The following is a 20,965-nucleotide window of genomic DNA, read 5'->3' as shown; positions in this document are numbered from 1 at the left end:
GCAGCACAATTGTGCATCCTCTCTGCCCCGTCCTACCTTCAGGTAAAGCCCTGATACCGCGATCAGGACACCCTTAAAGAATAGCCAACACTTTCATTAACTCCTGCATAAAGATAATACATCTGCGTTTACTCCTTTTTTACGCATAAAAAGGGGTGACTCAGCACCCCTTGAAATAACAATCGCTGTTACGCCAGATGGCGCAACATGCGGCGTAGCGGCTCTGCCGCCCCCCATAGCAGCTGGTCGCCCACCGTAAAGGCTGACAGGAACTCCGGCCCCATATTCAGCTTACGCAGACGGCCAACTGGCGTGGTCAACGTACCGGTAACGGCCGCTGGGGTTAACTCACGCATGGTGATATCCCGATCGTTTGGTACCACTTTCGCCCACGGATTGTGAGCCGCCAGCAGTTCTTCTACGGTCGGAATGGAAACGTCTTTTTTCAGTTTGATGGTGAATGCCTGGCTGTGGCAGCGCAGCGCGCCAACACGCACACACAGGCCATCTACCGGGATGACGGACGCGGTGTCGAGGATCTTGTTGGTTTCCGCCTGGCCTTTCCACTCTTCGCGGCTCTGGCCGTTATCAAGCTGTTTGTCGATCCACGGAATCAGGCTGCCCGCCAGCGGGACGCCAAAGTTATCCACCGGCAGTTCGCCGCTACGGGTCAGTTGGGTGACTTTGCGTTCAATATCGAGAATGGCGGAAGAAGGGGTTGCCAGTTCATCAGCGACGTAGTTATGCAACTGACCCATCTGGTTGAGCAGTTCGCGCATATGACGCGCGCCACCACCGGAGGCCGCCTGGTAGGTCGCGACCGACACCCAGTCCACTAGGTCATGGGCAAACAGACCGCCCAGCGACATCAGCATCAGACTGACGGTACAGTTACCGCCGACGAAGGTTTTAATCCCGTTGTTCAGGCCTCGGGTGATGACATCCTGGTTAACCGGGTCGAGAATAATGATCGCGTCATCTTTCATGCGCAGCGAAGAGGCCGCATCAATCCAGTAACCCTGCCATCCGCTTTCACGAAGCTTTGGATAGATTTCGTTGGTATAATCGCCGCCCTGACAGGTCACAATGATATCGAGCGCTTTTAGCGCGTCCAGATCAAAGGCGTCCTGAAGTGTGCCGGTCGAGGTACCGCCGAACGTCGGCGCAGCCTGCCCAAGCTGGGAAGTTGAAAAGAAAACAGGGCGAATGGCGTCGAAGTCGCGCTCTTCAACCATGCGTTGCATGAGAACAGAGCCGACCATACCGCGCCAGCCGATAAAACCAACATTTTTCATAGCGTTTTTTTCCTGCAAAGATGTGTGCTGTGTATGCTGACCAGTGTCCTACTGGCTCATCCTTCACCATACAAAAAGCAGCCAAAGTCGCAAGTGAATTTAATCAATGATAGCGATGCCATCAGAAATGCGACTTATCCCGCTGCTTAAGCGAGCAGAAAGTCCGAGGCAATTATCAGGGAATTTGAGTTATGAATGAAATCATTTCTGCAGCCGTTTTATTGATCCTGATTATGGATCCGCTCGGTAACTTGCCCATTTTCATGTCCGTACTGAAACATACCGAACCAAAGCGGCGTCGGGCGATCATGGTGCGCGAGCTGTTCATTGCGCTGTTGCTGATGCTAATTTTTCTTTTTGCGGGCGAGAAAATTCTCGCATTTCTGAATTTGCGAGCCGAAACGGTTTCAATATCCGGGGGCATTATCCTGTTCCTGATCGCCATCAAGATGATCTTCCCCAGCGCCACCGGAAACAGTGCCGGTCTTCCGGCAGGCGAAGAACCTTTTATTGTTCCGCTGGCGATCCCGTTAGTTGCCGGTCCAACGATTCTGGCCACGCTGATGCTGTTATCGCATCAGTATCCGAATCAAATGGGCCACCTGGTGATTGCCCTGCTGCTGGCCTGGGGCGGTACGTTTGTGATTCTGCTGCAGTCGTCGCTGTTTCTGCGTCTGCTGGGTGAGAAAGGGGTGAACGCGCTGGAACGCCTGATGGGATTGATTCTGGTGATGATGGCAACCCAGATGTTCCTGGACGGTATTCGGATGTGGATGAAGGGATAAAACAACAAAGCCGGGCGATTGCCCGGCTTTGTGTCACCTGTAAGTCGGATAAGGCGTTTACGCCGCCATCCGGCAATCTGCCCGGTATTGCCGGATGGCGCTATGCTTATCCGGCCTACATTTTTTTCAGCTAAGCAGTGAAAACGCCACCATCCCCACCATCGCGCCCACGGTGCCGAGGATGGTTTCCATCATCGTCCAGGTCTTCAGCGTTTGTGCTTCTGTCGCACCGGTGAATTTCCCGAACAGCCAGAAACCGGCATCGTTCACGTGACTGACGACGATCGAACCGCCCGCGATACAGATAGACAACGCCGCCATCTGCGCCCCGGAAAAGTTCAGTTGTTCAATTACCGGCATCACCAGACCCACCGCCGTTAAGCAGGCTACGGTCGCGGAGCCCTGAATGATACGCACCGCTGCCGCCAGCACGAAGCAGGTAATGGCAATCGGCAAGCCCATCCCGGTCAGCGCTTCACCCAGCGCCGGACCCACGCCAGAATCCACCAGCACCTGCTTGAAGACACCACCAGCACCAATCACCAACAGGATGATCCCCGCCGGTTGCAGCGCGTGACCGCAGATCTCCATGACCTTATCTTTCGGCATCCCCTGACGCATCGCCAGGCCGTAAATCGCCACCAGACAAGCCACCAGAATCGCGGTGAACGGATGACCAACAAATTCAAACCACTGGTAAGCCGTGGAACCAACCGGTACAAATCGTGCGGCGATGGTTTTCAGCCCCACCAGCACCAGCGGCAACAGGATCAGCGACAGGCTGAAGCCAAAGGACGGCATTTTGCCCTCGCCCAGGTGCGGTTCGGTAATATCGTCAGGAATATTCAGCTCAACGTAGCGGCTGATAAAATTGCCCCACAGCGGCCCGGCAATAATCATCCCTGGAATGGCGGCACACAGACCAATCAGAATCATCCAGCCAAAGTCGGCGTGCATCTGAGAAGCGAGCAGCATTGGCGCAGGCCCCGGCAGCAGAAATGCGGCGGCCGCCGCCACGCCCGCAAACAGCGGGATCACCAACTTCACCAGGTTCGTACCGGTATGACGCGCCATCGAGAACGCGACGCTAATCAGCAGAACAATTGCCACTTCAAAGAACAGCGGCAGGGCGCAAATCAGTCCCGCCAGCCCAATCGCATAGTGCGCGCGACTGTGGCCGAAGGATTTCAGCATCTTGACCGCAATCTGATCGACCGCGCCCGTTTCATGCAAAATCTTGCCGAACATAGCCCCCAGAGCGACCACAATCGCCAGGAAGCCAAGCGTACCGCCCATCCCTTTTTCCATTGTCGCCGCGATTTTATCGAGCGGCATACCGGAAAAGAGACCGGCACCAATAGACACCACCATCAAAGCAACGAAGGCGTGCATACGCGCCTTCATCACTAAAAACAACAGCAGCAGAACAGAGCCTACTGCTGTTAAAACAAGCGTTAATGTACTCAAAACTTACTGCCTTTTATTAATGACCTCGATGGTGCTGGCAACAACACCTTCCAGTGGCTGATCGATATCCACCACCAGTACGTCGTTTTCGTCAGCACCCGGTTCTTGCAGGGTTTCAAACTGCGTCACCAGCATCTGGGTTTTGAAGAAATGGCCTTTACGCGCCTTCAGACGGCTTTCGATCACGTCGAAATCGCCTTTCAGGTAGATGAAAGAGAGGTTCGGGTTACCGTCACGCAGCAGGTCACGGTAGTGTTTTTTCAGTGCGGAACAGACGATCAGCGAAACCTTGTTGGTACGCTGCATCGCAAACGCGGCGTCATTCAGCGCCTGCAACCACGGCTTACGGTCGTCATCATTGAGCGGCTCACCGGAGGCCATTTTCTCAATGTTGCGACGCGGATGGAGAAAATCGCCATCAAGAAACGCGGCATGCAGTTGATGCGCCACTTCGCTGGCGACAGCGGATTTGCCGCTGCCCGATACGCCCATCAGAACGTAAATGTGGTGATCATGGTTAGTCGTGCTCAAAGTGGTGCCCCCACAGTACAAGAATCAGGAATTGTTACGGGTAACTGTTATCGGTAACATTGTCCAGCCTGACTAAAACAGAAGCAATATCCAAACGTGCGAGAAGTGAATAAGTGTGAGCTACTTCAAATTTGTCGGGTTAAATAGATCCACCTGGTGACAAGGTGAAACCTAAATCTAACATTTTTGGCGTGACGCTCTCGCCACGAATACGCGCCAGCAGACGTTCTGCGCCAATGCTGCCCATACGCTCACGCGGCGTCAGCACGCTGGCCAGACGCGGTTCCATCACCTGACCGATATCATGGCCGTGGAAACCGGCAATCGCCATATCGTCCGGGATCCTCAACCCTAAACGCTGGCATTCAAAGGCCGCGCCCACTGCCAGGTCATCGTTGGTGCAGAAAATACCGTCCAGTTGCGGGTATTCACGACGCGCCTGACGGATAAGCTCAATCCCCGAGGAGTAAGAAGAAGACTGCTCCACCATCACACTGTAGGGCAACAGACCGGCATCCAGCATCGCCTGTTCGTAACCCTTCTGTTTGATGATAGTACGTTCGTCGAGACGTGCCCCCAGATAGGCGATATGCCGATGCCCGCGTGCAATAATCGCGGCGGTCATTTGACGTGCGGCTTCAAAGTTGTCAAAACCGACGGCGATATCGAGGCAGGGCGACTGACTGTCCATCAGTTCAACCACCGGAATCCCCGCCACTTCGATCATTTTCAACGTGCGCGGCGTGTGGGTACGTTCAGTCAGGATCAGACCATCGATGTTCCAGGAGAGCATCGACTCCAGACGCTCCTGTTCCATCTCCGGCTTATAGCCGTAGTGCGCCAGCATGGTTTGATAACCATGCGCATCCGTCACGGTCTCAATACCGCGTAAGACTTCGGCAAAAACCTGGTTGGTTAACGACGGCAGCAAAACGCCAATGGCCCGGCTGGTGGCGTTGGAGAGGATATCAGGTGCGCGATTGGGAATATAACCCAGTTCATCAAGTGCAGCAGCGATCTTGCCCCGCAATGCAACGGAGACTTGCTCCGGATTACGCAAAAAACGGCTGACCGTCATTTTGGTCACGCCAACACGGTCAGCTACATCCTGAAGTACGGGTCTTTTCTTCTTCATCGTCCTGAGAAATCGTAAGTGAGAGATTTGCTCAGTTTATCACGGACAAAGCACAACCTTCCCCGTTTAAAGGGAAGGTTGCGTAATTATTTATACCGGAGGCAAATCAAACAGCAGGATTTCGCTATCACTGTCAGCATGAATTGACAGCGCCTGCTCATCCCAAATCGCCAGACCGTCGCTGGTGGTGGCTTTAGTGCCGTTAATGCTCACCTCACCTTTTACCACCTGGATCCAGACGCGACGTTCAGCAGCAATCTGGTGTACTGACTGCTCACCTTTCACCAGCGCCCAACGATACAGTTCCATATCCTGGTACACTTTCAGCGAACCGTCGCGAGCGTCCGGTGACAGCACCAGCTGTTTGCCCTGCGCGGCGTCGAAACGGCGCTGCTCGTAACGCGGCGTGATGCCGGTTTTTTCCGGAATGATCCAGATCTGATACAGACGCAGACGATCCGTTTTGCTCGGGTTGTACTCAGAGTGACGGATCCCGGTTCCCGCGCTCATAATCTGGAATTCACCTGCCGGCACCTGCTCTTTATTGCCCATGCTGTCCTGGTGTTCTACTGCGCCTTCCAGCACGTAGGTCAGGATTTCCATGTCTTTATGCGGGTGGGTACCGAAACCCTGGCCGGCATCAATCACGTCGTCGTTAATCACGCGCAGTGCCGAGAAACCCATAAAGTTGGGATCGTAGTAGTCAGCAAAAGAGAAGGTATGCCAGGAATCCAGCCAGCCATGATTCGCATGGCCACGGTCGTTTGCTTTGCGTAAGTAGATCATTGTGTTCACCCCCAGATGTTTTCGATGGAGTAAGTGTGGACCGAATCCATCATCAATCATAGAGGGTGAAAATTGACTCCTCTGTTCAAAAATTATGAACAATTTAGGAGGAGTCAATCCGGCTTATCGGGCAAGGGTGATCGTGGCCGGAGAAGCCTGTTCGAATGCCCGTTCGAGGAGTTCAAGATTGGTCAGAATGTCAGATTCCTTGACGTAATTTGGCGCACCCGTGGTGAGAGTGTCATACAGCGCGTCATAGACACGGCCGTAGTCGCCCGTTTCCGGTTTGACCTCTTCTTTCACCGTCACCCCGTCGTCGTTGACGTACTCCAGCACGCCAACGGAATCATCCGCTGCAAAGCCCGGTTCGCCCGGCATGATGTTGGCCTTCAGGCTGGTTTCCTGCTGGTCAATGCCGTATTTGATAAACGAACCTTTGGTGCCGTGCACGATAAACTTCGGATAGTCAATTTTCACCAGATGGCTGGTTTTGACGATGGCCTTTAAATCGCCATAAAACAGTTGCGCTTCAAAGGTGTCGTCCGGATTGGCCTTATTACGCAGGCTGCGGATATCGTACGCCACATGGTCCGGACGACCGAACAGCGAGATAACCTGATCCATGGTGTGTACGCCCAGACCATAAAACGCGCCATCCTGCGGTAAACCTGGTTGAGTTTCCGCGACCGGGCGGTAGTAATCGAAGTGGCTTTCCACTTCCACAATCTCACCCAGCTTGCCGCTTTCAATCGCCTTTTTGGCGGTCAGGAAGCAGGAGTCGAAGCGACGGTTCTGATACGGCGTCACCGTCAACCCTTTGCTCTGCGCCAGTTCAAACAGCACCTTCGCTTCAATCATTGTCGGGGTGAATGGTTTCTCCACCAGCACGTTCTTTCCGGCCTCCAGCGCCCGTTTCGCGTAGTCAAAGTGGCTGTCGGCGTGGGTACAGATGACAACCAGCTTCACCTTAGGATCATTGAGCACGTCATCGAGATCGCTGGTGAAATGGATGTGTGAGTAGGCAGGCGCCTGCTCTTCCGGCTTCGCACGACGGCGAAAGATATGGGCCACATGCCAGGTGTCTTTACGGTGAAGTACATACGGGAGATGGTAGCGAGTCGCGCTCTTGCCGAATCCAATAAATGCGCAATGTAAGGTCATGATGCTGTCCTTTCAGAAGGTGATGACTTACACCATAGCGCAAAGCGGAGAGAGACAAAATGTGGGACGTCCCTGGAGAAGGGGATGCCAATGCAGACCGATCGGCCGTCGGCGTCGCAGTCAGTTTGTTCACGGCAAGCGCGCAGGGCCCGGAGCGTACTTAATGTACGTGAGGAGCACGAGCCCTTCCCGGGGACAAAATGACAAGTAAGCCAGGCTGAAAAAAAACCAAAAAAAAAGCCAGCACCCGGCTGGCTAAAGTAATACTGGAAGCAATGTGAGCAATGTCGTGCTTTCAGGTTCTCCGCAAGGGTCTTCCTGAACGCAGAGCAATAATAATCATTCTCATTCGCAGTTGTCCAGCGATTTTTACAAAAAAATGCGGTTGACGACATTTTTAATCTCAGCGACTGTAAAGGCTCAATGAACCCTGAAGGAGATCAGGAATGAGTGAGATCGTGATACGCCACGCTGAAACTAAAGATTACGACGCGATTCGTCAGATCCATGCCCAGCCGGAGGTGTATCACAACACGCTACAGGTTCCTCATCCTTCCCGCGAGATGTGGCAGGCGCGACTCGGCGAACAGCCTGGCATCAAACAACTTGTCGCCTGCATTGATGATCGCGTTGTCGGACATTTGTGCATTGCGGTCGTTCAGCGTCCGCGTCGCAGTCACGTCGCCGATTTTGGTATTTGTGTCGATGCGCAATGGCAAAACCGCGGGGTCGCCAGCGCATTAATGCGTACCATGATCGACATGTGCGACAACTGGCTGCGCGTTGAGCGCATCGAATTAACGGTGTTTGTCGATAACGCCCCCGCCGTAGCCGTGTATCAAAAGTATGGATTTGAGATTGAAGGTACCGGCAAAAAATACGGCCTGCGTAACGGCGAGTACGTCGATGCCTATTTTATGGCGCGGATGAAGTGACAAATTGCCCGGTGGCGCTACGCTTACCGGGCCTACAGCTGCGCAAACGTAGGCCGGGTAAGGCGAAGCCGCCACCCGGCAACAAAATCAATAACCTGCCGTTAAATCGTCCACTGTGCGTGGGTCTGATGCGCCGTACAGCGCGCCGTCCGGCCCGACCATAATGCTCTGCGTGCTACCCATCGCCTCTTTTAGCGCAACCTTCTGCCCTTTTTGCTCAAGCAGTTTGAGGGTATCCGGGCTAAAGCCTTTCTCCACACGCAGCTCATCCGGCAGCCACTGATGATGGAAACGCGGCGCGTTGGTCGCTTCCGCCACATTCATCCCGAAATCGATGCTGTTGACCACCATTTGCAGCACGGTCGTGATAATACGACTCCCGCCCGGACTGCCCGTAACCAGCCAGGTTTTACCGTCTTTCACCACAATGGTGGGCGACATTGACGACAGCGGGCGTTTCTTCGGTCCAACGGCGTTGGCATCGCCCCCCACCAGACCATAGACGTTTGGCACGCCCGGTTTGGCTGAGAAGTCATCCATCTCGTTATTCATCAGAATGCCGGTGTTACCCGCCACAATGCCGGTCCCGAAGGTGGTGTTGAGGGTATAAGTGACCGCCACGGCGTTGCCGTCTTTATCCACCACCGAGAAGTGAGTGGTCTGGTTACTCTCGTATGGCGCCAGTTTACCTGGACGAATTTCGCTGGAGGGTTTCGCCTTGTTGATATCGATCCGCTCAGCAATCGATTTGGCGTAATCTTTGTTGGTCAGCGCCTGCCACGGCACCTTCACAAAATCCGGGTCGCCCAGGTATTCTGAGCGATCGGCGTAGGCCTGTTTCTCCGCTTCCGCCATCACCTGCATGGCGTCCGCACTGCCGAAGCCGTATTTCTTCATGTCGAAGTTTTCAAGGATATTCAGGATTTGTACGATGTGGATCCCGCCAGAGGACGGCGGCGGCATGGAGAAGACCTGATATCCGCGATAGTCACCGCTAATCGGCGTGCGCTCTACCGCCTGATAGCCCGCCAAATCTTCTTTGGTCATCAACCCGCCATTTTTCTGCATTTCCTGCGCGATCTGGTCGGCAATCGACCCTTTATAGAAGGCATCTGGTCCCTTTTCCGCAATCAGCTCCAGGCTTTTCGCCAGATTTTTTTGTACCAGCTTGTCGCCCTTTTTCAGCGGTTCACCATCCTTCCAGAAAATAGCTTTGCTGTTTTCGTGGTTCGGCAACACTTCACTGCCGTAGGTTTTCAGATCGTCCGCCAGCGCATCGTTAACCACAAAGCCCTCTTCCGCCAGTTTGATCGCCGGACGCACCACCTTGTTGAGCGGCAGGGTGCCATATTTTTCCAGCGCCAGAGAGAACCCGGCCACGGTGCCCGGCGTGCCGGACGCCAGATGGGAGGTCAGCGATTTTTTACTGTCCGGATTGCCCTGGTCGTCGAGGAACATATCGCGCGTGGCGTGAGCGGGCGCCATTTCGCGAAAATCGATCGCCGTGGTCTTTCCGTCTTTGGTGCGCAGCAACATAAAGCCGCCGCCGCCCAGATTACCGGCCTGCGGATGCGTCACCGCCAGCGCATACCCTACGGCGACCGCAGCATCCACGGCGTTCCCGCCCTGTTTGAGAATATCCACACCAACCTTTGTGGCCATGGCATCGACCGAGGCCACCATCCCCTGCTTCGCGCGAACGGGATGGAACACATCCTCTTCCACCCCATACGATACCGGAGGGGGTGGAGGGGGAGCAGCAAGTACGCTGAAACAGCTTCCTGAGAGCAGAGCAGCAAGGGCTACCCGGCGTAAGAACGTCGGTTTTATCATCGTGATTCTCCAAAGATGCGGGGTCAGCCCCCCACTAAGCCTGGTGCATAACTCTGAAATGATCCTCGTTTCGCCGGGAAAGGGGTAAACTTAAGAGATACCTCAGTGGAGGAAAGATGATGAAACGATACTTAATTTTGACAGCGCTACTGCCGTTTGCCTGTCTCGCACAGCCGATTAACACGCTGAACAATCCGAACCAGCCGGGTTATCAGATCCCCAGCCAGCAGCGGATGCAAACGCAGATGCAGACGCAGCAAATCCAGCAGAAAGGGATGCTGAATCAGCAGTTAAAAACGCAGACGCAGCTTCAGCAGCAAAATCTGCAAACGCAGATGAACAACAATCAACAGCGGATCCAACAGGGTCAGGTACGCGAACAACCGTTACCCAATACCAACGGCGGAATGTTGAGCGGCAATACGCGCCTGGAGAGCGGCCAGCAGCACATGCTACCGCCGCGTCAGAATGGCGATATGCTTAATCCGCAGCAGTAAAGTCCGGACCAATCACATCAATTGCATCGGTACAGATGCAATCCACGCCCCAGCGTAGCAGTTCCGCCGCACGCTGGGGTTTGTTGACGGTGTACACCAGAATATGTAATCCCGCCGCTTTCAACTGCCTGACCCGCGCTTCATCCAGTAGCCTGTGATTCAGGTGAATCGACACGCACGCCAGGCGAGTGGTCAGCTCGCGCCAGTCATCACGCCACTCGTCGAGCAGTAGCCCGCGCGGCAGTTCAGGCACTGCCGCTTGTGCGGCTTCCAGCGCATCAATTTCAAATGATGACAGCAGCGGCGCCGCCATCCCCTGCCACAGATCGCGTGCGGCGAGGGCTATCGCTTTCCCCGTCAGCGGTCCGGTTCCGGTAGTCGGTTTAATTTCGATATTGGCCATCAGGCCATGCTGGCGGCAACGCACTGCCACCTGCGAGAGCAGCGGCAGCGGTTCGCCTTTAAACTCGCCGCTGTACCAGCCACCGGCATCCACCCGCAGCAAATCCTGCCAGTTGAGCTCTCCCGCCATGCCCCAGCCGTTGCTGGTGCGCTCAAGGTTATCGTCGTGCAGCAGGAAAATTTCCCCGTCCTTCGACAGCTTTGCGTCGAACTCAATCATGGTGTGCCCGTAATGCGCGCCGACGTCGATCGCCGCCAGCGTGTTTTCCGGCGCCAATTTACCGCCGCCACGATGGGCGACGATGTGGGGATACGGCCAGTGACTCATACACGTTGTCCTGTTTCACCATCAAAAAGGTGCAAATGATTTTCCGGCAGATGTAACCACAGCGTGCTGCCTGCCTTTGGGCGTTCCTGATGGGCCAGACGCACCACCAGTTTCTGATCGCCCCAGCGACCGTGCGCCAGATTATCGGCACCCAGCATCTCCAGCGTGTCCATTACCAGCGGCACACCGCCCTCCGCCTGGGAGCTTAGCGCAATATGTTCCGGGCGGATACCCAGCGTCATTTTTCGCCCGGCGTAGCCACGATAGTACCAATTGATGGGCAGCGCCATGCCGCTTTCCAGTTCGAAGTGCGTACCCGCATGGCTGATACGACCTTCCAGCAGGTTCATCGCCGGACTGCCGATAAAGCTCGCCACAAAGCGGCTGGCCGGTTTTTCATAGACCTCTACCGGCGTGCCAATCTGCTCGGCAATACCTTTGTTCATCACCATCACGCGCTGGGCGAGCGTCATCGCTTCGACCTGATCGTGGGTTACGTATAGCGAGGTAGTTTTCAGACGACGGTGCAGATGCTGGAGCTCCAGACGCATCTGCACGCGTAGTTTGGCATCAAGGTTCGACAGCGGCTCATCAAACAGGAACACCGCAGGGTCACGCACAATGGCGCGCCCCATCGCCACGCGCTGGCGCTGACCGCCGGAAAGTTCACGCGGACGGCGTTTGAGCAGACCGTCCAGTTCGAGAATACGCGCCGCTTCTTTCACCCGCTGTTCGATGTGGCCCTTGCCCATCCCACGGATTTTCAGCCCCCACGCCATGTTCTCTTCCACGCTCATATGCGGGTAGAGCGCATAGTTCTGGAAGACCATCGCGATCCCGCGATCTTTTGGCTCCATTTCAGTCACGCGCTGGCGGTCGATCCAGATATCGCCGCTCGTAACGCGCTCCAGCCCGGCCACCATCCGCAGAAGCGTTGATTTCCCACAGCCGGACGGGCCGACCATCACAATGAACTCACCGTCCGCCACGTCCAGCGTCAGCGGTTGAATCACCTGGGTTTTGCCATCCCAGCTTTTAGTTACTGCCTGTAATTTTAAACCTGCCATCGCGGTATCCTACTTCTCACTGTCTACTAAACCACGCACAAACGCCCGCTGCATGGCTAAAACGATAATGACCGGGGGGATGAGGGTCAGCAGCATTGCCGCCATCACCTGATTCCACAAGGTGGTGCCTTCGCCGGTGGCAATCATGCCTTTGATCCCCGCTACGGCAGTCCCCAGATTGACATCGGTAATAATCAGCAACGGCCACAGATACTGGTTCCAGCCGTAGATAAAGGTGATGACGAACAGCGCCGCCAGATTGGTTTTCGACAACGGCAGCACGATGTCGCGGAAAAAGCGCATCGGCGAGGCGCCGTCAATGCGTGCCGCTTCAATCAGCTCATCCGGCAGGGTCATAAAGAACTGACGGAACAGAAAGGTGGCGGTCGCCGATGCCATCAGCGGCAGCGTCAATCCTGCATAACTGTCGAGCATTCTCAGGTTGGCGATCACTTCCACCGTCGGGAAGATACGCACTTCAACCGGCAGCATCAGGGTGATAAAAATCATCCAGAAAAACAGATTACGCAGCGGAAAACGAAACCAGACGATGGCAAAGGCGGAAAGCATTGAGACCGCGATTTTACCCACCGTAATACCAAACGCCATGATGAAGCTGTTGAGCATCATCAGCCAGAACGGCGCGCTGTTCACACCGACGCCGTTGACCCAGATGTTTTTCATGTTTTCCAGCAGATGCGTACCGGGGATAAGCGTCATCGGCGTTTCAAACACCGCGTTGTTGTCCAGCGTCGCCGCGACAAACGCGACGTACAGCGGGAACAAAATCACGACAATCCCCAGAATCAGCATGGTGTGGCTGAATATCGTCAGCCCGCGACGGTTCTCAATCATTGGTAACGCACCTTACTTTCCACATAGCGGAACTGCACCACCGTCAGAATGATGACGAGGAACATCAGTACCACCGACTGCGCGGCGGACGCAGAGAGATCCAGTCCGGCAAACCCTTCGCGATAGATCTTATAAATCAGCGTCGTGGTGGCCTGTACCGGACCGCCGGCGGTCGCGGCATCGATCACCGGGAACGTGTCGAAGAAGGCGTAGACCAGATTGACCACCAGCAGGAAGAAACTCACCGGCGCAATCAAGGGTAACGCCAGCCTGAAGAAGCGGCGGACAGGCCCTGCGCCATCGATCGCGGCGGCTTCAACCAGCGAACGTGGGATCGATTGCAATGCGGCAAAGAAGAAAAGGAAGTTGTAACTAATCTGCTTCCAGACGGAAGCAAAAACCACCAGGAACATCGCCTGTCCGCTGTTCTGCGCGTGGTTCCAGTCATAACCAAACTGCTCAAGGAAGTGGGTAATCAACCCGCGTCCTGGGTTAAACAGGAAAATCCACAACACGGCGGCCACCGCAGGCGCCACGGCATAGGGCAGTAGCATCAGCGTCTGATACAAACGACTGCCGCGCACCACGTAATCCACCAGCGCGGCGAAGAACAACGACACCAGCAGGCCGCTGAAGGTCACCAGCGCACTGAATTTGATCGTCGTCCAGAAAGCGTCGAGATAGTAGCTGTCATGAAACAGCGTGACGAAATTGTCCAGCCCCACGAACTGACTGGACAGCCCAAACGGATCGACGCTTTGTAGTGAATACCAGAGCGCTTCGCCCGCAGGCCAGATGAAGAAAATGACGGTGATCGCCAGCTGTGGTGCGACCAGCAAATAAGGCAGCCAACGCGAGCGAAACACCGGACGAGATGATGACATTGAGATAGTTGTCCTGAACTGTGCCGGGTGACGGCTGCCGCCTTACCCGGCCTACAGGAGATACCCCGTAGGCCGGATAAGCGCAGCGCCATCCGGCATTTCCATCATTTAGACTTCGTCGACTGCTCAAAGCGGCGCAGCAACTGATTACCTCGCTCAACAGCGGCATCCAGCGCCTGCTGCGGGGTTTTCTTGCCGGTCCACACGCTTTCCAGTTCTTCATCAACGATGGTACGAATCTGCGGCATATTGCCCAGACGCAGCCCTTTGGTGAACGGCAATGGCGGCTTGTTCAGCATCTGGCGGGTCGCAATATCCGCACCAGGGTTCTTGTCATAGAAGCCCTGCTCACGAGTCAGGTCGTAAGCCGCTTTGGTGATCGGCAGATAACCGGTCTTCTGATGCCATTCGGCCGCATTTTCCGGTTTTGCCAGGAAGTCGAGGAACTCGGCAACGCCTTTGTAGGTGTCGCTGTCTTTGCCCTGCATTACCCACAGGCTCGCGCCGCCGATGATGGCGTTCTGCGGTGCGCCTTTGGCGTCCGCATCGTAAGGCATCATGCCGACGCCATAGTTGAATTTGGCGTAGTGACGGATATCCGCAAGCGAACCGGAAGAGGCGGTAGTGATAGCGCAATCGCCGTTATAGAACTTCTCGGTGGATTCGTCTTTACGACCGAAGTAGCTGAAATCGCCCTTCTTGTTCAGTGCTTCCAGCAGCGCGATGTGTTTTACCTGCTCTGGCTTGTTGAACTCCAGCACCGCATCAGTACCGTCGAAGCCATTGTTCTGGGTCGCCACCGGCAAACCGTGCCAGGCACTGAAGTTTTCAATCTGGATCCAACCCTGCCAGCCGCTGGCGTAGCCACACTTCATCCCCGCGGCTTTCAGCTTCGCGGTGTAGTCCGCCAGATCCTGCCAGGTTTTCGGCGGCTGCTCCGGATCTAAGCCCGCTTTTTTGAAGGCGTCTTTGTTGTAGTACAGCACCGGAGTGGAACTGTTAAACGGCTGAGACAGCAGATGCCCGGTTTTCGAATCGGTGTAGTAACCGGAAACGGTCGGTACAAACTGCGATTCGTCGAAGTTGATGCCCGCATCCTTGAACACTTCGTAAACCGGTTTGATCGCTTTCGAGGCCATCATCGTCGCGGTACCGACTTCATAAACCTGCAGCAGTGCCGGTGCATTTCCGGTACGGAACGCGGCGATACCGGCGCTCAGGCTCTGCTCGTAGTTACCTTTGTACACCGGCACAATCTTGTAATCCGGGTGGGTGTCGTTGAAACGTTGCGCCAGGGAGTCAACTTCTTTACCCAACTCCCCTTCCATGGAATGCCAGAACGGAATGGTGGTAACGGCCATTGCGTTCGTCGCAAAAGCCAGACCAACCGCCAGACCCAAAGCTGTGTGTCGTAACGATGTCATTGTCATCATCTCTCTTATTGTGCCGGATGCGCGAAATCACGCGTTTTATGCTCGCGAGGTAACATGACATGCGCGAATGACAGAAAGATAACCGTTAGATGACGAAGCGGTGACAGCCAGGCTTCAGGTGAATGACGTTTCGGTGGCAAGAAAACAGAAAAAAGCCGGGTGGCGGCTTCGCCTTACCCGGCCTGGTCGATCCTGTAGGCCCGGTAAGCGTATGCGCCACCGGGCGATACAAACGGCCTGGTCTTGTAGGCCTGATAAGACGCAATGCGTCGTCATCAGGCATCACAGACCGTTTAACCGCCTAAATAGGCGCTACGCACCGCTTCGTTGGCCAGAAGCCGCGCGCCGGTATCCTCGAGAACGACATGGCCGTTCTCCAGCACGTAACCGCGATCGGCCAGCTTCAGCGCCTGATTGGCGTTCTGCTCAACCAGGAAGATGGTCATTCCCTGTTCGCGCAGCTGTTCGATAGTGTCGAAGATCTGCTGGATAATAATCGGCGCCAGCCCCAGAGATGGCTCATCAAGCAGCAGCAGGCGCGGCTCGCTCATCAGCGCACGGCCAATCGCCAGCATCTGCTGTTCACCGCCGGACATGGTGCCCGCACGCTGAATACGACGCTCATGCAGACGCGGGAACAATTCGTATACCCACTTGATGCGTTCCTGAAACTGATCGCGCTCGGCAAAAAAACCGCCCATCGCCAGATTCTCTTCCACCGTCATGCGGGAAAACACGCGACGCCCTTCCGGAACGATCGCCACCGCTTCACGCATGATTTTCGCTGTTTGCCAGTCGGTAATGTCTTTGTCATCAAACACAATCCGACCGCTGGTTGCTCGCGGATCGCCGCACAGCGTGCCGAGCAGCGTGGTTTTTCCCGCGCCGTTGGCACCAATCAAGGTCACAATCTCTCCCTGATTAATGTGCAGGCTCACCTCGTGCAGCGCCTGAATTTTGCCGTAGTGGGCACTGACTTTGTCAAAGGACAACATGACTTTTTCCATCTTATGCCTCACCAAGGTATGCACGGATCACGTCCGGGTTATTACGAATCTGTTCCGGCGTCCCGTTCGCCAGCGGCGTGCCCTGGTTCACCACGTAAATACGGTCGGAAATCCCCATCACCAGCTTCATATCGTGCTCAATCAGCAGAATGGTGGTGTTGTGATGGTTGCGCAGTTCGGCAATCAGTTCGTCCAGCTCTTTGGTCTCTTTCGGGTTAAGACCCGCAGCTGGTTCATCCAGCATCAAAATTTCTGGCTGCGTCACCATACAGCGGGCGATCTCCAGACGGCGCTGGTCGCCATAAGCCAGGTTGCTGGCCTGACGGTTCGCATGTTCCAGCAACCCGATACGCTCAAGCCAGGTGGCCGCACGATCCAGCGCTTCGCTCTGCGCCCGACGAAACGCCGGGGTTTTCAGCAGACCGGAAAACACGCCTGTTTTCAGTTGCTGATGCTGCGCCACCAGCAGGTTTTCAATCACCGTCATTTCACGAAACAGACGCACGTGCTGGAAGGTTCGCACCACGCCCATCCGGGCAATTTGTTGCCCCGGCAGCCCTTCAAGGTGCTGATCGCGAAGCTTAATGGTGCCGCCCGTCGGCTTATAAAAACCGGTCAGGCAGTTAAACACCGTGGTCTTACCGGCACCGTTCGGCCCAATCAGCGATACAATTTCTTGCGGATGCAGCTCCAGTTCAACGTTGTTCACCGCCAACAGACCGCCGAAGCGCATCATCAGGCCGTTAACCGATAATAATGGCTGACTCATGCCTGCTCTCCTTTCGCTTCCCCGTTTTTCAGCTTCAACTGTGGACGGGTCATCGGCAGCAAGCCCTGCGGACGCCAGATCATCATCAGTACCATCAAACCACCCAGCATTAACATGCTGTATTCGTTGAAATCACGCATCAGTTCACGCGACACCACCAACAGAATAGCCGCGAGGATCACTGCAAACTGTGAGCCCATCCCGCCGAGCACCACAATCGCCAGCACAAACGCCGATTCGGCAAAGGTGAACGATTCAGGGCTGACAAACCCCTGACGCGCCGCGAACAGCGTACCGGCGAAACCGGCAAACGCGGCGCTGATGGTAAAGGCGGTCAGCTTGATGCGCGTCGGACTCAGGCCCAGCGAGCGACAGGCGATCTCATCTTCACGCAGCGCTTCCCACGCTCGTCCCAGCGGCATGCGCAGCAGGCGGTTAATCACAAACAGGCTCAACACCACCAGCAGCAGCGCGACCAGGTAGAGGAAAATCACACGATCGGACGGATCGTATTTCACATTAAAGAAGTTGCTGAAGGTATCCCAACCGCCTTCACGTGCACTGCGGCTGAACTCAAGACCGAACAACGTCGGTTTCGGGATCTGACTGATGCCGTTCGGACCGCCGGTGATTTCCGTATTGTTGAGCAGCAGAATACGGACGATCTCACCGAAGCCCAACGTCACAATCGCCAGGTAGTCGCCGCGCAGACGCAGCACCGGGAAGCCCAGCAGGAAGCCCGCGGCTGCCGAAACCAGTCCTGCCAGCGGCAGACAGGTCCAGAAGCCGAGACCGTAATAGTGGTTCAGCAGCGCGAAGGTATATGCGCCAATCGCGTAGAAGCCGCCGTAGCCCAGTACCAACAGGCCGGAGAGCCCGACGACGACGTTCAGCCCCAGGCCGAGAATGATATAAATCATGGTCAGCGTGGCGATATCCACCGTGCCGCGCGAAACCATAAACGGCCACGCCACGGCAATCACCAGCAGCGCAATCAGGAACAACTTCTGCTTCACGGTTGAGCCATCAATCGCTGGCAGAATAAACTTCGGCCCGGAGATGCTCTTCAGGCTCTTCTGGAAGATGGGGCGCAGCATCTGGAAGAAAAAGACCACGGCCGTGCCGATAAACACCCACTGCCAGCGGATGTCGGTAGCGGTATCCACCACCAGTTTGGTGCCATCCAGCTGTAGCTGAACGCCCATAAAGACGCCCGCCAGAACGAAGAACATCGCGGCAGAGAACAGCGCCATTGCAAAATGCATCGGTTTCATACTTTCTCTACCTCCGGACGACCCAGAATCCCGGTCGGCATCACCAGCAGTACCAGAATCAGCAGGGCGAACGACACCACGTCTTTGTATTCCGTACTCAGATAAGCAGAAGAAAGCGCTTCCGCGACGCCCAGAATCAGGCCGCCAATCATCGCGCCTGGGATGCTGCCGATCCCGCCAAGAACCGCTGCGGTAAAGGCTTTCATCCCGGCCATAAAGCCGATATAAGGGTTAATCACCCCGTAGAATTGCCCGAGCAGCACACCGGCCACTGCCGCCATTGCTGCGCCAATCACAAAGGTCAGCGCAATCACGCGGTCCGTGTTGATCCCGAGCAGGCTGGCCATTTTCAGGTCTTCCGCGCAGGCGCGGCAGGCGCGACCCATGCGGGAATAACGGATAAAAATGGTCAGCGCCAGCATCGCCAGGAAGGTCACAACCCAGATGACCAGTTGCATGGTGGTGATCGAGGCGGAGAAGTTTTCGCTGGCTCCCACCACCCATTGCCCGTTGAACAGGCTGGGCAGCGCCACGTCGCGCGAACCTTCCGTCAGGCTGACGTAGTTTTGCAGGAAGATAGACATCCCAATCGCGGAGATAAGCGCAATCAGACGTTTGGAACTTCGGACGGGCCGATAGGCCACCCGCTCAATGCTCCAGCCGTAGGCGCTGGCAATGATGATCGCCCCAATGAATCCGGCAGCCACCAGCAACCAACTGGTATCAATCCCCATCATCATGAGTGCTGCGATAATCATAAAAGAGACATAGCTACTGATCATGTACACCTCGCCATGGGCGAAGTTGATCATGCCGATAATGCCGTACACCATGGTGTAACCGATAGCGATCAGCGCGTAGGTGCTTCCCAGCGTGACGCCGTTAAACATCTGCTGCAAAAAGTACAGGAACTGCTCGGACATAAAATAACCTTTTAAACCCGACAAACCGGGATGTTGAACCCACTCTACATAATTCGAGTTGCAGAAAGGCGGCAAGTTTGCCCATCCCCGGGAGCGTACACAGAGTACGTGACCGGGGTGGGTGAACGCAGCCAACGCATCTGCGGCTCGAAGTATGACGAGTGGTTGCCTTATTTGGCGGCCGTGGATGACCCATCGGCGTGCCACTGGAAGACACCAAATTCAAATCCCTTTAGATCGCCTTTTTCATCCCATTTCAGCGGCCCAATGACGGTATCAGCACCGTTTGCTTTTAAATCTTTCACCAGATCCAGCGGCGCTTTGCTGCCAGAACGGTCCATTGCCGTTGCCAGTGACTGCGCAGCAGCGTAGGTGATCCACACATACGGACCCGTGGGATCTTTTTTATCGGCTTTCAGCGCATCAACAATCGCTTTGTTGGCCGGATCCTGGTCATAGCGTTTTGGCATGGTGACCAGCATGCCTTCGGCCGCCTCACCCGCGATGTTCGACAGCGACGCATTGCCCACGCCTTCCGGCCCCATGAACGTAGTTTTCAGCCCGACGGAGCGCGCCTGGCGCAGCATCTGCCCCATTTCCGGGTAGTAGCCGCCGTAGTACACAAAGTCGATGTTCTCTTTTTTCAGGCGCGCGAGCAGCGCGGAGAAATCTTTCTCGCCTGCTGTGATGCCATCAAAGAAGACGATATTGGCGTTTGCCGCTTTCAGCGTGTCCTGAACGGAGCGCGCCAGTCCTTCACCGTACTGCTGTTTGTCGTGAATGATGGCGATGCGCTGCGGTTTTACCTGCTCGAGAATGTATTTTGCCGCGGTCGGTCCCTGGGAAGAGTCCAGTCCGGCGGTACGCATGATGTGCGCGTAGCCGCGCTGCGTCAGTTCCGGGTTAGTCGCACCAGGCGAGATCATCAGAATGCCTTCGTCTTCGTAAATATCCGACGCAGGCTGAGTAGAAGAAGAGCAGAGGTGACCAATCACATACTGAATACCGTCGTTGACGATTTTGTTCGCCACCGCCACGGCCTGTTTGGGATCGCAGGCGTCGTCATATTCCACACCCACCAGCTTGTCGCCTTTGATGCCGCCTTTCGCGTTGATGTCTTTAATGGCCTGACGTGCGCCGTTAAATTCCATGTCGCCCCACTGAGCCACCGGACCCGACATCGCGCCGACAACAGCAACTTTAATATCCTCTGCCATTGCCGCCTGTGACATCGCCAGTGCAATCACCCCTGCGATGACCGTTTTCGCATTCCGTTTCATTTACTGAATCCCCATTCGTGATGTACTTATTTTGTATTTATATGGTTAAAAAGCAGACTGTGCTTTATTTGTACTACACTATTTTTACCAGTCTGATTAATGGTTTAGCGCAGTATTTTTCGCAAATACAGATTAAAATCTCTATTTTTCAGGCTATTAAGAACAGATAATATTCTGCTTTTCATCATAGATAAACAAAAAAAAGCACACTTGTCAGCATAAAATAACGGGACAATAAGCCGAATAAAACACTGCCTTCCAGGGTATTATCCTGCCTGTTTTTCATTCTCTGATGTTTCGAACTGAGGTTCTGACCGT

21 protein-coding genes are annotated in these 20,965 nt (G+C 55.1%); 4 read left to right on the top strand and 17 right to left on the bottom strand.

The window, feature by feature from the left end; translation table 11 throughout:
• Positions 1-188: 188 nt before the first annotated feature.
• Entirely contained in the window at positions 189-1,295 is a 1,107-nt protein-coding gene (gene asd, locus AL479_RS10595) for an aspartate-semialdehyde dehydrogenase (RefSeq protein ID WP_061076056.1), read from the bottom strand.
• 191 nt (positions 1,296-1,486) lie between these two features.
• Here asd and yhgN point away from each other — a divergent pair, with 191 nt between their 5' ends.
• Together yhgN and AL479_RS23935 are read left to right on the top strand one after the other, a co-directional pair.
• Positions 1,487-2,080: an NAAT family transporter YhgN gene (yhgN, locus tag AL479_RS10590; RefSeq protein ID WP_042998459.1), complete on the top strand. Its 594-nt coding sequence runs from the start codon at positions 1,487-1,489 to the stop codon at positions 2,078-2,080.
• Positions 2,065-2,214, top strand: a complete 150-nt coding sequence (locus AL479_RS23935; protein ID WP_187394399.1) for a hypothetical protein — start codon at positions 2,065-2,067, stop codon at positions 2,212-2,214. The genes yhgN and AL479_RS23935 overlap by 16 nt, the downstream gene beginning before the upstream one ends.
• Here AL479_RS23935 and gntU read toward each other — a convergent pair.
• From gntU to AL479_RS10565, 5 genes are all read right to left on the bottom strand, one after another.
• Positions 2,207-3,547 carry a gluconate transporter gene (gene gntU / locus AL479_RS10585; protein ID WP_044263856.1) on the bottom strand — a complete coding sequence of 447 codons (1,341 nt, stop codon included), beginning with the start codon at positions 3,545-3,547 and terminating at the stop codon, positions 2,207-2,209. The two genes, AL479_RS23935 and gntU, sit on opposite strands and share 8 nt — an antisense overlap.
• 3 nt (positions 3,548-3,550) lie before the next feature.
• A complete protein-coding gene (gntK, locus tag AL479_RS10580) occupies positions 3,551-4,078 on the bottom strand; it encodes a gluconokinase (RefSeq protein WP_042322982.1) in 528 nt (175 codons plus the stop codon).
• A gap of 139 nt (positions 4,079-4,217) precedes the next feature.
• Entirely contained in the window at positions 4,218-5,213 is a 996-nt protein-coding gene (gene gntR, locus AL479_RS10575) for a gluconate operon transcriptional repressor GntR (protein ID WP_042998462.1), read from the bottom strand.
• Between the two features lie 90 nt (positions 5,214-5,303).
• On the bottom strand, positions 5,304-5,999 hold the full coding sequence (locus AL479_RS10570; RefSeq protein ID WP_044253806.1) for a pirin family protein: 696 nt from the start codon (positions 5,997-5,999) through the stop codon (positions 5,304-5,306).
• A 123-nt stretch (positions 6,000-6,122) separates the two neighbouring features.
• Positions 6,123-7,160, bottom strand: a complete 1,038-nt coding sequence (locus AL479_RS10565; RefSeq protein ID WP_061076055.1) for an oxidoreductase — start codon at positions 7,158-7,160, stop codon at positions 6,123-6,125.
• Positions 7,161-7,606: 446 nt separating this feature from the next.
• Between AL479_RS10565 and yhhY the strand changes: the two genes are divergently transcribed.
• Entirely contained in the window at positions 7,607-8,095 is a 489-nt protein-coding gene (gene yhhY / locus AL479_RS10555; protein ID WP_061076054.1) for an N-acetyltransferase, read from the top strand.
• 87 nt (positions 8,096-8,182) lie between these two features.
• Here the strand turns inward: yhhY and ggt are convergent, their stop codons facing one another.
• On the bottom strand, positions 8,183-9,928 hold the full coding sequence (ggt, locus tag AL479_RS10550; RefSeq protein ID WP_061076053.1) for a gamma-glutamyltransferase: 1,746 nt from the start codon (positions 9,926-9,928) through the stop codon (positions 8,183-8,185).
• A 119-nt stretch (positions 9,929-10,047) separates the two neighbouring features.
• Here ggt and AL479_RS10545 point away from each other — a divergent pair, with 119 nt between their 5' ends.
• Positions 10,048-10,425 (top strand): DUF2756 family protein, encoded by a 378-nt coding sequence (locus AL479_RS10545; RefSeq protein WP_061076052.1) that lies wholly within the window; start codon positions 10,048-10,050, stop codon positions 10,423-10,425.
• Here the strand turns inward: AL479_RS10545 and ugpQ are convergent.
• The 10 genes from ugpQ to livK all read right to left on the bottom strand — a co-directional run bounded on the left by ugpQ (position 10,409) and on the right by livK (position 20,647).
• Positions 10,409-11,155, bottom strand: a complete 747-nt coding sequence (gene ugpQ, locus AL479_RS10540) for a glycerophosphodiester phosphodiesterase (protein ID WP_061076051.1) — start codon at positions 11,153-11,155, stop codon at positions 10,409-10,411. The two genes, AL479_RS10545 and ugpQ, sit on opposite strands and share 17 nt — an antisense overlap.
• Positions 11,152-12,222, bottom strand: a complete 1,071-nt coding sequence (locus AL479_RS10535) for a sn-glycerol-3-phosphate import ATP-binding protein UgpC (RefSeq protein ID WP_061076050.1) — start codon at positions 12,220-12,222, stop codon at positions 11,152-11,154. The genes ugpQ and AL479_RS10535 overlap by 4 nt, the downstream gene beginning before the upstream one ends.
• A gap of 9 nt (positions 12,223-12,231) precedes the next feature.
• Positions 12,232-13,077 carry a sn-glycerol-3-phosphate ABC transporter permease UgpE gene (ugpE, locus tag AL479_RS10530; protein ID WP_061076049.1) on the bottom strand — a complete coding sequence of 282 codons (846 nt, stop codon included), beginning with the start codon at positions 13,075-13,077 and terminating at the stop codon, positions 12,232-12,234.
• Complete coding sequence (gene ugpA / locus AL479_RS10525) at positions 13,074-13,961, bottom strand: sn-glycerol-3-phosphate ABC transporter permease UgpA (RefSeq protein ID WP_061076048.1); 888 nt, start codon at positions 13,959-13,961, stop codon at positions 13,074-13,076. Before ugpA ends, ugpE begins: the two co-directional genes overlap by 4 nt.
• Before the next feature lie 104 nt (positions 13,962-14,065).
• The gene (ugpB, locus tag AL479_RS10520) at positions 14,066-15,385 is read right to left on the bottom strand and encodes a sn-glycerol-3-phosphate ABC transporter substrate-binding protein UgpB (RefSeq protein ID WP_061076047.1); all 1,320 of its coding nucleotides are present in this window, start codon (positions 15,383-15,385) and stop codon (positions 14,066-14,068) included.
• A 302-nt stretch (positions 15,386-15,687) separates the two neighbouring features.
• Positions 15,688-16,401 (bottom strand): high-affinity branched-chain amino acid ABC transporter ATP-binding protein LivF, encoded by a 714-nt coding sequence (gene livF, locus AL479_RS10515; RefSeq protein WP_061076046.1) that lies wholly within the window; start codon positions 16,399-16,401, stop codon positions 15,688-15,690.
• A 1-nt stretch (position 16,402) separates the two neighbouring features.
• A complete protein-coding gene (gene livG, locus AL479_RS10510) occupies positions 16,403-17,170 on the bottom strand; it encodes a high-affinity branched-chain amino acid ABC transporter ATP-binding protein LivG (protein ID WP_042998472.1) in 768 nt (255 codons plus the stop codon).
• The gene (gene livM / locus AL479_RS10505) at positions 17,167-18,444 is read right to left on the bottom strand and encodes a branched chain amino acid ABC transporter permease LivM (RefSeq protein ID WP_061076045.1); all 1,278 of its coding nucleotides are present in this window, start codon (positions 18,442-18,444) and stop codon (positions 17,167-17,169) included. The genes livG and livM overlap by 4 nt, the downstream gene beginning before the upstream one ends.
• On the bottom strand, positions 18,441-19,367 hold the full coding sequence (livH, locus tag AL479_RS10500; RefSeq protein ID WP_061076044.1) for a high-affinity branched-chain amino acid ABC transporter permease LivH: 927 nt from the start codon (positions 19,365-19,367) through the stop codon (positions 18,441-18,443). Before livH ends, livM begins: the two co-directional genes overlap by 4 nt.
• Before the next feature lie 170 nt (positions 19,368-19,537).
• Positions 19,538-20,647, bottom strand: coding sequence for a high-affinity branched-chain amino acid ABC transporter substrate-binding protein LivK (livK, locus tag AL479_RS10495; RefSeq protein ID WP_061076043.1), 1,110 nt, complete (start codon positions 20,645-20,647; stop codon positions 19,538-19,540).
• Positions 20,648-20,965: the final 318 nt, after the last annotated feature.

The sequence above is a fragment of the Citrobacter amalonaticus genome (assembly GCF_001559075.2).
In the GTDB taxonomy this organism is placed as follows: domain Bacteria; phylum Pseudomonadota; class Gammaproteobacteria; order Enterobacterales; family Enterobacteriaceae; genus Citrobacter_A; species Citrobacter_A amalonaticus_F.
The sequence above is the reverse complement of the archived record's forward strand: the minus strand, read 5'-3'. Positions and strand labels throughout refer to the sequence as shown.

What these genes read in the sequence shown, in the direction of transcription:
- asd (WP_061076056.1), bottom strand. Translation starts at nt 1,295, where the DNA reads ATGAAAAATGTTGGTTTTATCGGCTGGCGCGGTATGGTCGGCTCTGTT.
- yhgN (WP_042998459.1), top strand. Translation starts at nt 1,487, where the DNA reads ATGAATGAAATCATTTCTGCAGCCGTTTTATTGATCCTGATTATGGAT.
- gntR (WP_042998462.1), bottom strand. Translation starts at nt 5,213, where the DNA reads ATGAAGAAGAAAAGACCCGTACTTCAGGATGTAGCTGACCGTGTTGGC.
- AL479_RS10570 (WP_044253806.1), bottom strand. Translation starts at nt 5,999, where the DNA reads ATGATCTACTTACGCAAAGCAAACGACCGTGGCCATGCGAATCATGGC.
- AL479_RS10565 (WP_061076055.1), bottom strand. Translation starts at nt 7,160, where the DNA reads ATGACCTTACATTGCGCATTTATTGGATTCGGCAAGAGCGCGACTCGC.
- yhhY (WP_061076054.1), top strand. Translation starts at nt 7,607, where the DNA reads ATGAGTGAGATCGTGATACGCCACGCTGAAACTAAAGATTACGACGCG.
- ggt (WP_061076053.1), bottom strand. Translation starts at nt 9,928, where the DNA reads ATGATAAAACCGACGTTCTTACGCCGGGTAGCCCTTGCTGCTCTGCTC.
- AL479_RS10545 (WP_061076052.1), top strand. Translation starts at nt 10,048, where the DNA reads ATGAAACGATACTTAATTTTGACAGCGCTACTGCCGTTTGCCTGTCTC.
- ugpQ (WP_061076051.1), bottom strand. Translation starts at nt 11,155, where the DNA reads ATGAGTCACTGGCCGTATCCCCACATCGTCGCCCATCGTGGCGGCGGT.
- AL479_RS10535 (WP_061076050.1), bottom strand. Translation starts at nt 12,222, where the DNA reads ATGGCAGGTTTAAAATTACAGGCAGTAACTAAAAGCTGGGATGGCAAA.
- ugpE (WP_061076049.1), bottom strand. Translation starts at nt 13,077, where the DNA reads ATGATTGAGAACCGTCGCGGGCTGACGATATTCAGCCACACCATGCTG.
- ugpA (WP_061076048.1), bottom strand. Translation starts at nt 13,961, where the DNA reads ATGTCATCATCTCGTCCGGTGTTTCGCTCGCGTTGGCTGCCTTATTTG.
- ugpB (WP_061076047.1), bottom strand. Translation starts at nt 15,385, where the DNA reads ATGACATCGTTACGACACACAGCTTTGGGTCTGGCGGTTGGTCTGGCT.
- livF (WP_061076046.1), bottom strand. Translation starts at nt 16,401, where the DNA reads ATGGAAAAAGTCATGTTGTCCTTTGACAAAGTCAGTGCCCACTACGGC.
- livG (WP_042998472.1), bottom strand. Translation starts at nt 17,170, where the DNA reads ATGAGTCAGCCATTATTATCGGTTAACGGCCTGATGATGCGCTTCGGC.
- livM (WP_061076045.1), bottom strand. Translation starts at nt 18,444, where the DNA reads ATGAAACCGATGCATTTTGCAATGGCGCTGTTCTCTGCCGCGATGTTC.
- livH (WP_061076044.1), bottom strand. Translation starts at nt 19,367, where the DNA reads ATGTCCGAGCAGTTCCTGTACTTTTTGCAGCAGATGTTTAACGGCGTC.
- livK (WP_061076043.1), bottom strand. Translation starts at nt 20,647, where the DNA reads ATGAAACGGAATGCGAAAACGGTCATCGCAGGGGTGATTGCACTGGCG.